Source organism: Citrobacter sp. Awk 4, assembly GCF_028069725.1.
Classification (GTDB): Bacteria; Pseudomonadota; Gammaproteobacteria; order Enterobacterales; family Enterobacteriaceae; genus Citrobacter_D.
Map to the genome: position 1 here is coordinate 1 of NZ_JANEWG010000008.1, position 11,977 is coordinate 11,977.

The following is an 11,977-nucleotide window of genomic DNA, read 5'->3' on the forward strand; positions in this document are numbered from 1 at the left end:
ACGGGCCGTAAGTAACAAAGTTGGATGCAAATGTCAGATCGTATGCGCCTGTTAGGGCGCGGCTGGTAACAGAGCCTTACAGGCGCATTTGAAAAACCTCCGGCTATGCCGGAGGATATTTATTTATCTGAAACGGATAATATGAGCCGTAAATTTGAGCATTACTGTATTCATCATTATCTCGTCAATTTATGGAAGAATGTATGGCATGGACAACTCCGGCGCGAATCAATGCGCTACTGAATTCCCCTTCTCAGAATATGGTTACAGTAAATAATGAGCACGCTTTACTTATTAAAATAAGTCATTGCGGCAATCGCCTTGCGTAGTTAACGCCCAGTAACGGGACGTTGAGAGAGTAATGACAGTGGAACATCAGGTGTGAAAGTTGTCTGCCTGTTGTTGTTATCTTATTGATATTTAAACACTTTATTTATTAATTTCAGGAAGAATATAATGCATATACTGGATTCATTAGTGGCTTTTTGCGCTTATTTTTTTATCGGCGCAGCGATGGTGATACTTTTCCTTTTTATTTATTCAAAAATTACGCCTCACAATGAATGGCAGTTGATTAAAAACAGTAATACAGCAGCATCGCTGGCGTTTAGCGGGACATTGCTCGGTTACGTCATTCCATTATCCAGTGCGGCAATCAATTCAGTCAGCATCCCGGATTACTTTGCCTGGGGCGGAATTGCGCTGGTTGTCCAGTTGATGGTTTACGGTGGCGTGCGTTTGTATATGCCGACACTGAGCGAAAAAATTATTAATCACAATACAGCGGCGGGAATGTTCATGGGTACTGCCGCGCTGGCAGGGGGAATTTTCAACGCCGCCTGCATGACATGGTAATGGACGATCATGGCGAAAAAACGTAAATCCAGGCAGCATAAAACGGCAGCGAAGCGTACTGACACCCTGCAGAGCGGGAATCCGCTTAGCGCTTCCCAGCCAAAACAGAAAAGCTATGGGGGCAAATATCTGACGCTGGCGATCATGGGCGGTGCCGCATTTTTCGGCCTCAAAAGCTGTGGTGATGAGGGGAGTGCGGATAACGATGGCGAAGGTGTTTATTACTCTACGGTGAGTGATTGCATCGATGACGGGAATAGCGCCAACGTGTGTGCAGATGGCTGGAATAACGCAAAGGCCAACTTTTACGCAGATGTACCCGCGAACATGAGCCAGGAACACTGTCAGTCACTCTATTTAAACTGCTATTTTGACAGCGTTGATCATAGCTGGATCCCCGTGATCTCCGGTTTTCTGCTCAGCCGTTCGATTCGTAATGAACGCGATGAACAGTACGTTTACAGCAGCGGTGGTTCTTCGTATGTCTCTCGCCCGGCATGGCGGGCTGCCTCGGGTAATTATGTCTGGGACGGTAAAAGAAATGCCACCACCTATCGTGATACCTCCCACCATGCCATAGCGCCGAGGGTCCCGACGGAATCTCGTGGGGGATTTGGCCGCTTCTTTAGCTCACATGGTTCCAGTGGAGGTTAACCATGCTGCGACATGCTGTTCCTGTGCGCAGAGATCTGGACAAGATCGCCTGCGATCACGGTTTCGATTTTCATATTATCGACAACGAAATTTACTGGGATGAGAGCCGGGCATACCGGTTTACACTGCGGCAGATTGAAGAGCAGATCGAAAAACCGACCGCTGAGCTCCATCAGATGTGTCTGGACGTGGTTGAGCGGGCAGTTCATGACGAACACATTATGCAGCAACTGGCGATCCCGCCCCTGTACTGGGATGCTATCGCAGAAAGCTGGCGTAGCCGCGATCCTTCGCTGTACGGACGGATGGATTTTGTCTGGTGCGGTAACAACGCCCCGGTCAAATTGCTGGAATACAACGCAGATACGCCCACCTCGTTGTATGAGTCTGCCTATTTCCAGTGGTTGTGGCTGGAAGATGCCCGGCGCAACGGCATGATCCCGCGCGATGTCGATCAGTACAACGCGATTCAGGAACGTCTGATTTCCCGCTTTGGTGAACTTTACAGCCGGGAGCCGTTCTACTTCTGCTGTTGCGAAGAAAGCGATGAAGATCGCACCACTGTGTTGTATCTGCAGGATTGCGCGCAGCAGGCCGGACAAGAGACGCGGTTTATCTATGTTGAGGAACTCGGTCTTGGCGTCGGTGGTGTGCTGACCGACCTCGACGATAACGTGATTAAACGTGCTTTTAAGCTCTACCCGCTGGAGTGGATGATGCGCGACGATTACGGTCCCTTGCTACGAAAACGCCGCGAACAGTGGGTTGAACCGCTGTGGAAGAGCGTTCTCAGTAATAAAGGGCTGATGCCGCTGCTGTGGCGCTTTTTCCCCAACCATCCCAACCTGTTACCGGCCTGGTTTGACGAGGAGAAACCGCAGATTGCGCCCGGTGAAAGCTACGTGCGTAAACCTATCTACTCTCGTGAAGGCGGTAACGTCACCCTCTTTGATGGCAAGAATAACGTTATTGAGCATGCCGATGGCGATTACGCGGATGAACCGATGATCTACCAGGCGTTTCAACCGTTGCCGCGTTTTGGCGAGAGTTACACGCTGATCGGCAGTTGGATCGTAGATGACGAGGCGTCTGGTATGGGAATCAGAGAAGATAATACTTTGATTACTAAAGATACTTCGCGTTTCGTCCCCCATTATATCTCGGGGTGATCCCGCTTTTGTGATCTCCCTCCTCAGTCACTGGCGCGGTACTGACCATACTTACAGTCACTGCCATTGAAGGAGGGAGACACAATGCACTGGCAAACGCATACCGTTTTTAATCAACCCGTTCCACTCAATAACAGCAACTTATTTCTGTCTGATGGCGCGCTGTGCGAAGCCGTCACCCGTGAAGGCGCTGGCTGGGATAGCGATTTGCTCGCCAGCATTGGTCAACAGCTAGGCACCGCTGAATCACTGGAGTTGGGGCGTCTGGCAAACCAGTATCCCCCTGAATTATTGCGCTACGACCCACAAGGACAGCGTCTGGATGATGTGCGTTTTCACCCGGCCTGGCACCTGCTGATGCAGGGGTTGTGCGCGAACCGCGTACATAATCTGGCCTGGGAAGAGGATGCCAGAGCGGGGGCGTTTGTTGCCCGGGCGGCGCGCTTTATGCTGCATGCCCAGGTGGAAGCGGGAACGCTTTGCCCTATCACGATGACCTTTGCGGCGACACCGCTGCTGCGACAGATGTTACCTGCACCCTTTCAAAACTGGCAGACGCCTCTTGGTAGCGATCGCTACGACTCTCACCTTCTGCCTGGCGGGCAAAAGCGCGGTCTGCTGATTGGCATGGGAATGACGGAAAAGCAGGGCGGCTCTGATGTTCTGAGCAACACCACTTCTGCGGAACGCCTTGACGATGGCGCATACCGGCTGGTGGGGCACAAATGGTTTTTCTCCGTTCCGCAAAGCGATGCGCATCTTGTTTTGGCTCAGGCAAAAGGCGGACTCTCTTGTTTCTTTGTTCCGCGCTTTTTACCTGATGGACAGCGAAATGCCATCCGTTTTGAACGGCTGAAAGACAAGTTGGGTAATCGTTCTAACGCCAGTTGCGAAGTGGAGTTTCAGGATGCCATTGGCTGGCTATTAGGCGAAGAGGGCGAGGGGATCCGGCATATCCTGAAGATGGGTGGAATGACGCGTTTTGATTGTGCGCTGGGTAGCCACGGGATGATGCGACGGGCATTTTCTGTCGCGATCTATCACGCTCATCAACGGCAGGTATTTGGCAAACCGCTGGTTGAACAACCGATGATGCGTCAGGTTCTGAGCCGTATGGCGTTACAGCTTGAAGGCCAGACGGCGTTGTTGTTTCGACTGGCACGTGCGTGGGATCGTCGCCGCGATGAGAAAGAAGCGCTCTGGGCACGTTTATTCACGCCTGCCGCGAAGTTCGCGGTGTGTAAAAGCGGTATTTCGTTTGTCGCAGAGGCGATGGAAGTGCTCGGTGGAATAGGCTATTGCGAAGAGAGTGAGTTGCCGCGTTTGTACCGGGAAATGCCGGTGAACAGTATTTGGGAGGGCTCAGGCAATATCATGTGCCTGGACGTGCTTCGGGTGTTGAGCAAACAAAGCGGTGTTTACGAGTTGCTGGCCGATGCCTTTGCCGAAGTGAAAGGCCAGGATCGTTATTACGATCGCGCAGTACGTCAACTCCAGCAGCGATTACGCAAGCCTTCTGAAGAACACGGGCGGGAGGTAGCGCAGCAACTCTTCCTGCTCGGCTGTGGGGCGCAAATGCTGCGGTATGCATCTCCGCCAGTGGCACAGGCCTGGTGTCAGATGATGCTGGACACACGCGGTGTGGCGCGCTTGTCCGCTCAGGTACAGAACGATTTGCTCCTGAGAGCGACAGGGGGATTACGTTAGAGGCGAGACGCGTAGGCCGGGTTCAGCGAAAACGCTGTTACCCGGCATACGTGAAGAATCAGGCATACAATATGGCTTGTACGCGCCAGTTATCAGGTTGCTGATCTTCGTACATCTGAATAATCCGGTACCAGGAGGCGCCTTGCTCATCGGCTTTTAACGCCACGATACGTTCCACATCCTGCGGGTTCCCTGCAATATTGCTGACGGAAATCTGGCCAATTTCATTCAGGCCTGTGACGCAGTCAGCACTGGCGAATTCGGCAGGCTGTGCCGTAGTACTCACCAGTCCGGCAGGAAGCAGCAGTGAGGATAAGGCAAGAGATTGTTTCATCGTCAGCTCCATTTTACGTTTCCCCACCTGGGTAGGGCATTCCGTCGCGGTAATAAACCTCCAGCACCCTGCTGTCGGTTTATTGTGCACAGGTAAACGCATAGGCACGCAAAGCAATGTAAAACTGACTAAAAATCAATCTACTGTTATTTACGATATAAAATGGCCTGCGAATACCACTGACCTGTCACGATGGTTTCATCGACCAACACAATAACGTAATAATCTGCTTTGGCGGCGATGGCCTTTGCTCTGATTTCCGCCACGGCATCATCCGGGGAACCCCGAACCAGGGCGCTCACCGTCCCCATTCGTTGCAAACCATGTGACTGGTCGCGGCGAATTTCCTGAGGTTGGTCAGTGACGGGTGGTGCAGGTTGCGGCGTACCCTGAAGTACACTGCAGCCGCTTAAGAACAAAACCAGCATCAAAGAGGCAAACCGGCGCATAACTCTATCTCGTTTCCTGATAGCCATAGTGTAGTGCCTTATTAATTTCCCTTTAGGGGGAATGTTCCCGAATTGTTATCTCTCACGCGATTTTCGAATGAAAATGTTGCGAAAGCGTAACCCAGTTCTCAACATTGTGAATCATTGTCGAACGCATAAACTTGCGCTATGAATTTTGCCGTGGCATACCAGAATAAAAGAGGTGTAAAAATGATAGAGATTGAAACACGGTACCTGGCAGAGATTCCCGTTCTTCATGCGTTTCCGCAGGGAAAACGTGAGACACCGCTGCCTTGTCTCATTTTTTATCATGGTTTCACCTCTTCCAGCCTCGTTTACAGTTACTTCGCAGTTGCACTGGCACAGGCTGGGTATCGGGTTATTATGCCTGATGCGCCGGAACACGGCGCGCGATTTACTGGTGATGCACAGTGGCGAAGCTGGCAATTCTGGCAAATTCTGCAGCAAAATATGCAGGAATTTGCTGCGTTACGTGCGGCAGCGCAGGCGGAAAACTGGATTTTGAACGAACGTCTGGCTGTGGGCGGGGCGTCGATGGGCGGTATGACCGCGCTGGGTATTATGACGCGTCATCCAGAGGTGAAATGCGTCGCCAGTCTGATGGGATCGGGGTATTTCACCCAACTGGCGCAAACGCTCTTTCTCCCATCCTCACTGGAAACACCTTCGCAACTGGCCGAATTCGACAAGATACTTGCTCCGCTGGCCGAGTGGCAAGTGACGGATCAACTGGCACATGTGGCAAATCGACCGCTGCTGCTCTGGCATGGGCAGGAAGATGATGTGGTTCCTGCCACGGAATCATTACGCTTGCAGCAAGCGTTGAGCCAACGGGGGCTGGATAAGAATCTGACCTGTTTATGGCAAGCGGGAGTACGCCACCGTATTACGCCAGAAGCCCTGGCAGCCACGGTCTCCTTTTTTCGCCAGCATCTTTAAACACGTCTATCTGAACGGCGCGGCTGAACAATTTACTGCAATCGACCCGTTCGGCTCTGATTCCGGGGTGACAGCACCCAAAAAAAGCCCCCTGAAGAGGGGGCAAATCAAACTATGGCAATGTTCTCGTTGGTTGTTTCTGAATGGCTAGCGATAAATGTCTGCGCTGGCGTGCATGTTACCGTTGCTACCCGGCTCCCGGGTCAGGATCACATGGTAGTACGTTGCGCCTTGCGCATCTGTTTCTTCGTTCAGAGCTTGATCTGCTTCACTTTCAGTGGCGAAGTTATGATTAATGTAAATCACGCCTAAGCTCTGCACATCATCCATATTCCTGGCTTGTTGATTATCGATTTTAATGGCTGCCGTTGCATTTGCACTGAGCAAAAGTGCAGCCAGAAAGGTCAAAACACGGGCTCGCATACTGTACCTCCTCGACTGCTGTGTCTGGTTGGCGATATCTCCTGTGAATGGATTGCTTCTGATTTAATTCTAATCGCTACTTGAGAAGGGGATAGCGACCATTTCTGATGCAGTTGTTCAAAAAATTACCGCATTGACTTATTCATCTTCATTTATAAGTCACTTGCGCATGCCGTTACGCTCAAAAAAATACCTGTCTTTTAAGAATGAACACTTACGCAATAATCAATTTTAATGCCGAAATTCGCCCCTTATAGTGATCGCAAGCATAAAGATAACTTTATGATATTAAGGCAAAAACTAATGGATACTTCATTCATGGATTTCAGCTATTTCACGATCATGTTTATGGTTGCGCTAATAGCAGGTTTTATTAATGTGGTTTCGGGCGGCGGTGGTTTTCTCTCTATCGGTGCGTTGCTGATTTCTGGTTTGCCGCCCGCCAATGCATTAGCCACTAATAAACTTCAGGCACTGGGCAGCTCACTTACCTCGGGTATTTATTTTTTGCGTCAGGGTCATATTGACGTTCAACAGCATAAATATGTGTTTTTATCCGCTTTTGCCGGTGCTGCAGTGGGGACAACGCTGATCCAGTTTATCGAGCCTGAACTGCTGAAAAAGCTGTTGCCAGTGTTAATTATCGCCGTTGCCATTTATTTCATTTTTGCCCCCAACCTGAGTGAACCGAAAAAGAGGCAGAAGGTATCGCTGTTTCTTTTTTCGTTGATTTGCGGCGGCGGTGTCGGATTTTATGATGGATTTCTCGGTGCGGGGGCCGGTTCGTTTTACACGCTGTGCTACATCCTGATGTGGGGATACAGCATTGATAAGGCGCAGATCCACTCTAATTTCATCAACCTTGCGTCTAACATTGCCTCCATTATGTTCTTCATCGCCGGAGGGAAAATGATTTGGTCACTCGGGTTGGTGATGTTTGCCGGACAGTCTCTCGGTGCTCGCCTGGGCGCGACGGTGGTGCTGACGCGAGGTAAGAAAGTTATCAGGCCGATGATTGTGATTGTCTCCATCTGCATCAGCGCTAAGATGCTGCTGGACATGTACTGACGGCACGATCAGGGCACGCTGATAAATAATCGTACAATCACCTTGAGTTTACCGGCCGCCGCCAGTATTATGACGCGTCATTTTTCAGCCGACCTTTAACACGTTCCTTGCCTCCATGGGCCTCGGCTGACCCAGACAGGAGGCTGAATAATCCGTAAGGAGCAATTCGATGCGTCATTACGAAATCGTTTTTATGGTCCATCCTGACCAGAGCGAACAGGTTCCGGGTATGATCGAACGCTACACTGGTGCAATCACTGCAGCAGAAGGCACGATCCACCGTCTGGAAGACTGGGGCCGCCGTCAGCTGGCTTACCCGATCAACAAACTGCACAAAGCTCACTACGTTCTGATGAACGTTGAAGCGCCGCAGGAAGTGATCGATGAGCTGGAAACAAACTTCCGCTTCAACGATGCCGTTATCCGTAGCATGGTAATGCGTACTAAGCACGCTGTTACCGAAGCATCTCCGATGGTTAAAGCGAAAGACGAGCGTCGTGAACGTCGCGATGATTTCGCAAACGAAACCGCAGATGATGCTGAAGCTGGGGATTCTGAAGAGTAATTTCTGATGACCAACCGTCTGGTGTTATCTGGCACAGTGTGCAGGACGCCGCTTCGCAAGGTCAGCCCATCAGGAATTCCTCATTGCCAGTTCGTGCTTGAGCATCGTTCTGTGCAGGAGGAAGCCGGTTTCCACCGGCAGGCGTGGTGTCAAATGCCCGTTATTGTTAGCGGACACGAAAACCAGGCCATTACTCACAGTATAACGGTCGGTAGCGCAGTAACCGTTCAGGGGTTCATCTCTTGCCATAAGGCAAAGAACGGCCTGAGCAAAATGGTTCTGCATGCCGAGCAGATTGAATTGATAGATTCTGGAGACTAGCCATATGGCACGTTATTTCCGTCGTCGCAAGTTCTGCCGTTTCACCGCGGAAGGCGTTGTTGAGATTGATTACAAAGACATCGCAACGTTGAAAAACTACATTACCGAAAGCGGTAAAATTGTCCCGAGCCGTATCACCGGTACTCGTGCAAAATACCAGCGTCAGCTGGCTCGCTGCATCAAGCGCGCTCGCTACCTGTCCCTGCTGCCGTATACCGATCGTCATCAGTAATCGGCCGCTGTCTATTAACGACTTTAAGAGGATAAGGTAATGCAAGTTATTCTGCTTGATAAAGTAGCAAACCTGGGTAGCCTGGGTGATCAGGTTAACGTTAAAGCGGGCTACGCTCGTAACTTCCTGGTACCACAGGGTAAAGCTGTTCCTGCTACCAAGAAAAACGTTGAATTCTTCGAAGCACGCCGCGCTGAACTGGAAGCTAAACTGGCTGACGTTCTGACCGCTGCTAACGCACGTGCTGAAGCAATCAACGCACTGGAAACCGTAACCATCGCGTCTAAAGCAGGCGACGAAGGTAAACTGTTCGGTTCCATCGGTACTCGCGACATCGCTGACGCTGTTACTGCAGCTGGCGTTGCTGTTGCTAAGAGCGAAGTTCGTCTGCCGAACGGCGTTCTGCGTACCACTGGTGAGCACGAAGTTGACTTCCAGGTTCACAGCGAAGTCTTCGCTAAACTGGTTGTAAACGTTGTTGCTGAGTAATTAATTACTCATCACCACGACGAAACGCCGGCCCTGTGCCGGCGTTTTGCTTTTCAGCTCGCCCGTTTCTCTCTGGCTATTCTTTATCCTTTTCGGGATAATCAAAAAATAAAACGTAATTTCAAAGTGATATTGGAATGGACTTTACCCACCAACAGCCTCTGTTTGCCCGGAAAAATGTGGTTTACCTGAGTGCCGCCTTTTGTTGTTTGCTATGGGGAAGCGCTTACCCGGCGATAAAGAGCGGGTATGAGATCTTCCAGATTGCAACGGATGATATCCCCTCAAAAATCGTTTTTGCTGGCTACCGATTTTTATTTGCGGGCATGTTATTGCTGCTGTTGGCGATGGTGCAGCGAAAACCCATTGCCCGCTTAAGTCCGCAACAGTTTGGTCAGTTAACCATGCTGGGGCTGACGCAAACGTCGCTGCAATATATTTTTTTCTATATTGGCCTCGCCTTCACGACGGGCGTAAAAGGGTCGATCATGAATGCGACAGGCACCTTTTTTAGCGTGCTGCTGGCGCACTTCATCTATCAGAATGACAAACTCAGCTATAACAAAACGCTCGGTTGCATTTTGGGATTTATGGGCGTGATGGTGGTCAACTTCAACAACGGCCTGATGGACTTTAATTTTAGTTTGTCAGGAGATGGCTCGGTGGTGATGGCGGCCTTTATTCTTTCCGCCGCGACGCTTTACGGTAAACGAATCTCTCAGACGGTAGACCCGACGGTTATGACGGGCTATCAGTTAGGGATCGGCGGTCTGGCACTGGTCGTTGGCGGTTATGCTTGCGGGGGCTCACTGACCGTACACGGAGTCTCTTCTGTGGCGATCCTGGGCTATCTGACGCTGCTCTCGTCGGTGGCATTTGCGCTGTGGAGCATTTTGCTCAAATACAACCGCGTGGGGATGATTGCCCCGTTTAATTTTCTGATCCCCGTCTCCGGTGCGGTTCTGTCGGCTATCTTCCTCGGAGAAAATATCCTGGAGTGGAGATATGCACTGGCGCTGGTGCTGGTGTGCTCGGGGATTTGGTGGGTGAATAAGATTCGTAACGTCTGAACATGATAGGCCCGGCAAGCGTTAGCGCCACCGGGCTCTCATTTACCGCACGCGAATAAAACTACCATTTGGCTGGCGGGTAAACAGGACTTGCTGGTTATTACCGGTATCAATGGTTAAGCCTGTGACCACGCCGCTAGCGTTCTGGCGAATCTGTACCATCTGACCATCTTTAAGGTTGCTGAGCGGTTTACCTGCGCCCTCTGCCTGTGCCATAGCGTAGACATCCGTGGGCGGAAGCCCATGATCGCGAAACACTTGCGCCAGGGTTTTCCCTGAATCCACACGATAAGAACGCCACTGCTGGTCAATCCCGCTGTCCTGCTGGAAGGGTTGGGATTGCGCCGGCGCTTGTGTCTGCGGCACCGTTTGTTCCTCTGGCTGCGCGTCCTGAATAGGTTCTGGGGCGACGGGGGCGACTTGCCCTGGATCATTTTGCGGGGCAACCAGCTGCGCCTGAAGCTGAGCTTCCGTGGGCGGTTGCGACTGCGACTGGAGATCCAACTGGGCGTTTCGCGTGACGACTGGCGTCTCGCGGGTGTCGTTAGAAGGAAGCAGGAAGCCGATTACCAGCACAATGGCTGCGGCGATGATGCCACGACGGTGCAGAGGCGGCAGTGGATCCATGATGCGAAAATTGTCCGGTGCATGCCAGATTTTCGCCAGGGTTGGTTTTAGTTCAAAGCGCCCGGGCATGGCTTTCCTCCTGCTCCGCTTATCGTTCCTCGATCATAGAGTATAGATGGCTAACGCTATGATGTTCGTCATAATGCCCGCTTTCGTGACTTCAGTGCGGGATATACCTATTGTTTATGTTTCCCTGCGATTTGTCATCTCTTCCCGAGACAAAGTTTTACCGGATGCAGCGTGGCTGATATGCTTCCCGCTTCTTGATATCCGATGAAAGGAAATATGATGGCAACCCCGACTTTTGACACTATCGAAGCGCAAGCAAGCTACGGCATTGGTTTGCAGGTAGGCCAGCAACTGAGCGAATCTGGTCTGGAAGGGCTGTTGCCTGAAGCGCTGGTGGCAGGTATTGCTGATGCGCTGGAAGGCAAACACCCGGCAGTGCCTGTTGATGTGGTTCACCGCGCGCTGCGCGAGATCCACGAACGTGCCGATGCGGTGCGTCGCGAACGTTTCCAGGCTATGGCCGCTGATGGTGTGAAATACCTGGAAGAAAACCGTGAGAAAGACGGTGTGAACAGTACGGAGTCCGGTCTGCAATTCCGCGTGATCAACCAGGGTGAAGGCGCTATCCCGGCGCGTATCGATCGTGTACGTGTGCATTACACCGGTAAACTGATTGACGGTACCGTGTTTGACAGTTCTGTTGCGCGTGGCGAACCGGCTGAATTCCCGGTTAATGGTGTGATCCCTGGCTGGATCGAAGCGCTGACGTTGATGCCAGTTGGCTCCAAATGGGAACTGACTATTCCTCAGGAACTGGCGTACGGTGAGCGTGGCGCTGGCGCGTCTATCCCTCCGTTCAGCACGCTGGTTTTCGAAGTAGAGCTGCTGGAAATTCTGTAAGCAGTGACTTCTGTTCCCCTCTTCATTGAGGGGGACAAAAAAAAGAGTGAAAAACCTACAATTAGAGAGAAGTCGATATTTTATTTTGCAAATGTGCCATCTGCGTGTATTTTTGTGAACTGATTCTCGTTGTTAGAGTGATATG

The 11,977-nt window shown here is 51.3% G+C and carries 16 protein-coding genes; 12 read left to right on the forward strand and 4 right to left on the reverse strand.

Translation table 11 applies throughout. The features are described from left to right. The first annotated feature begins 456 nt into the window (after positions 1-456). The 4 genes from NNO04_RS04790 (at position 457) to NNO04_RS04805 (ending at position 4,385) form a co-directional block, all read left to right on the forward strand. Positions 457-855, forward strand: a complete 399-nt coding sequence (locus NNO04_RS04790; protein WP_271443707.1) for a DUF350 domain-containing protein — start codon at positions 457-459, stop codon at positions 853-855. A gap of 9 nt (positions 856-864) precedes the next feature. After that, positions 865-1,509, forward strand: coding sequence for a DUF1190 domain-containing protein (locus NNO04_RS04795; protein ID WP_271443708.1), 645 nt, complete (start codon positions 865-867; stop codon positions 1,507-1,509). Positions 1,510-1,511: 2 nt separating this feature from the next. After that, positions 1,512-2,678, forward strand: coding sequence for a glutathionylspermidine synthase family protein (locus tag NNO04_RS04800; protein ID WP_271443709.1), 1,167 nt, complete (start codon positions 1,512-1,514; stop codon positions 2,676-2,678). Positions 2,679-2,762: 84 nt separating this feature from the next. After that, on the forward strand, positions 2,763-4,385 hold the full coding sequence (locus tag NNO04_RS04805; protein WP_271443710.1) for an isovaleryl-CoA dehydrogenase: 1,623 nt from the start codon (positions 2,763-2,765) through the stop codon (positions 4,383-4,385). Between the two features lie 58 nt (positions 4,386-4,443). Here the strand turns inward: NNO04_RS04805 and yjfN are convergent, their stop codons facing one another. Further along, on the reverse strand, positions 4,444-4,719 hold the full coding sequence (gene yjfN / locus NNO04_RS04810) for a DUF1471 family protease activator YjfN (RefSeq protein ID WP_271443711.1): 276 nt from the start codon (positions 4,717-4,719) through the stop codon (positions 4,444-4,446). A gap of 146 nt (positions 4,720-4,865) precedes the next feature. Next, on the reverse strand, positions 4,866-5,195 hold the full coding sequence (gene bsmA / locus NNO04_RS04815) for a biofilm peroxide resistance protein BsmA (protein ID WP_271443712.1): 330 nt from the start codon (positions 5,193-5,195) through the stop codon (positions 4,866-4,868). Between the two features lie 183 nt (positions 5,196-5,378). Between bsmA and yjfP the strand changes: the two genes are divergently transcribed. Further along, entirely contained in the window at positions 5,379-6,128 is a 750-nt protein-coding gene (gene yjfP / locus NNO04_RS04820) for an esterase (RefSeq protein ID WP_271443713.1), read from the forward strand. 147 nt (positions 6,129-6,275) lie between these two features. Here yjfP and yjfY read toward each other — a convergent pair whose 3' ends face one another. Next, positions 6,276-6,551 (reverse strand): DUF1471 family protein YjfY, encoded by a 276-nt coding sequence (yjfY, locus tag NNO04_RS04825; RefSeq protein WP_271443714.1) that lies wholly within the window; start codon positions 6,549-6,551, stop codon positions 6,276-6,278. A gap of 303 nt (positions 6,552-6,854) precedes the next feature. On the opposite strand from yjfY, the gene NNO04_RS04830 reads away from it, so the two are divergent. The 6 genes from NNO04_RS04830 (at position 6,855) to NNO04_RS04860 (ending at position 10,296) form a co-directional block, all read left to right on the forward strand. After that, positions 6,855-7,619 carry a TSUP family transporter gene (locus NNO04_RS04830; protein WP_271443715.1) on the forward strand — a complete coding sequence of 255 codons (765 nt, stop codon included), beginning with the start codon at positions 6,855-6,857 and terminating at the stop codon, positions 7,617-7,619. 169 nt (positions 7,620-7,788) lie between these two features. Beyond that, positions 7,789-8,184 carry a 30S ribosomal protein S6 gene (rpsF, locus tag NNO04_RS04840; protein WP_162383006.1) on the forward strand — a complete coding sequence of 132 codons (396 nt, stop codon included), beginning with the start codon at positions 7,789-7,791 and terminating at the stop codon, positions 8,182-8,184. 6 nt (positions 8,185-8,190) lie between these two features. Beyond that, positions 8,191-8,505, forward strand: coding sequence for a primosomal replication protein N (priB, locus tag NNO04_RS04845; protein WP_042321531.1), 315 nt, complete (start codon positions 8,191-8,193; stop codon positions 8,503-8,505). 4 nt (positions 8,506-8,509) lie between these two features. Beyond that, on the forward strand, positions 8,510-8,737 hold the full coding sequence (gene rpsR / locus NNO04_RS04850; RefSeq protein WP_002210155.1) for a 30S ribosomal protein S18: 228 nt from the start codon (positions 8,510-8,512) through the stop codon (positions 8,735-8,737). Between the two features lie 39 nt (positions 8,738-8,776). Further along, positions 8,777-9,226 carry a 50S ribosomal protein L9 gene (gene rplI / locus NNO04_RS04855; RefSeq protein ID WP_192610838.1) on the forward strand — a complete coding sequence of 150 codons (450 nt, stop codon included), beginning with the start codon at positions 8,777-8,779 and terminating at the stop codon, positions 9,224-9,226. Between the two features lie 137 nt (positions 9,227-9,363). Then, positions 9,364-10,296 (forward strand): DMT family transporter, encoded by a 933-nt coding sequence (locus NNO04_RS04860; RefSeq protein ID WP_271443716.1) that lies wholly within the window; start codon positions 9,364-9,366, stop codon positions 10,294-10,296. 42 nt (positions 10,297-10,338) lie between these two features. On the opposite strand, the gene NNO04_RS04865 is transcribed toward NNO04_RS04860, so the two are convergent. Then, complete coding sequence (locus tag NNO04_RS04865) at positions 10,339-10,992, reverse strand: OapA family protein (protein ID WP_271443717.1); 654 nt, start codon at positions 10,990-10,992, stop codon at positions 10,339-10,341. A 219-nt stretch (positions 10,993-11,211) separates the two neighbouring features. Between NNO04_RS04865 and fklB the strand changes: the two genes are divergently transcribed. Then, positions 11,212-11,832 carry an FKBP-type peptidyl-prolyl cis-trans isomerase gene (gene fklB, locus NNO04_RS04870; RefSeq protein ID WP_271443718.1) on the forward strand — a complete coding sequence of 207 codons (621 nt, stop codon included), beginning with the start codon at positions 11,212-11,214 and terminating at the stop codon, positions 11,830-11,832. The last annotated feature ends 145 nt before the right edge of the window (positions 11,833-11,977 follow it).

Bases quoted from the DNA above. Each gene is read 5' to 3' on its own strand.
- NNO04_RS04790 (WP_271443707.1), top strand. From the start codon at position 457: ATGCATATACTGGATTCATTAGTGGCTTTTTGCGCTTATTTTTTTATC.
- NNO04_RS04795 (WP_271443708.1), top strand. From the start codon at position 865: ATGGCGAAAAAACGTAAATCCAGGCAGCATAAAACGGCAGCGAAGCGT.
- NNO04_RS04800 (WP_271443709.1), top strand. From the start codon at position 1,512: ATGCTGCGACATGCTGTTCCTGTGCGCAGAGATCTGGACAAGATCGCC.
- NNO04_RS04805 (WP_271443710.1), top strand. From the start codon at position 2,763: ATGCACTGGCAAACGCATACCGTTTTTAATCAACCCGTTCCACTCAAT.
- yjfN (WP_271443711.1), bottom strand. From the start codon at position 4,719: ATGAAACAATCTCTTGCCTTATCCTCACTGCTGCTTCCTGCCGGACTG.
- bsmA (WP_271443712.1), bottom strand. From the start codon at position 5,195: ATGGCTATCAGGAAACGAGATAGAGTTATGCGCCGGTTTGCCTCTTTG.
- yjfP (WP_271443713.1), top strand. From the start codon at position 5,379: ATGATAGAGATTGAAACACGGTACCTGGCAGAGATTCCCGTTCTTCAT.
- yjfY (WP_271443714.1), bottom strand. From the start codon at position 6,551: ATGCGAGCCCGTGTTTTGACCTTTCTGGCTGCACTTTTGCTCAGTGCA.
- NNO04_RS04830 (WP_271443715.1), top strand. From the start codon at position 6,855: ATGGATACTTCATTCATGGATTTCAGCTATTTCACGATCATGTTTATG.
- rpsF (WP_162383006.1), top strand. From the start codon at position 7,789: ATGCGTCATTACGAAATCGTTTTTATGGTCCATCCTGACCAGAGCGAA.
- priB (WP_042321531.1), top strand. From the start codon at position 8,191: ATGACCAACCGTCTGGTGTTATCTGGCACAGTGTGCAGGACGCCGCTT.
- rpsR (WP_002210155.1), top strand. From the start codon at position 8,510: ATGGCACGTTATTTCCGTCGTCGCAAGTTCTGCCGTTTCACCGCGGAA.
- rplI (WP_192610838.1), top strand. From the start codon at position 8,777: ATGCAAGTTATTCTGCTTGATAAAGTAGCAAACCTGGGTAGCCTGGGT.
- NNO04_RS04860 (WP_271443716.1), top strand. From the start codon at position 9,364: ATGGACTTTACCCACCAACAGCCTCTGTTTGCCCGGAAAAATGTGGTT.
- NNO04_RS04865 (WP_271443717.1), bottom strand. From the start codon at position 10,992: ATGCCCGGGCGCTTTGAACTAAAACCAACCCTGGCGAAAATCTGGCAT.
- fklB (WP_271443718.1), top strand. From the start codon at position 11,212: ATGGCAACCCCGACTTTTGACACTATCGAAGCGCAAGCAAGCTACGGC.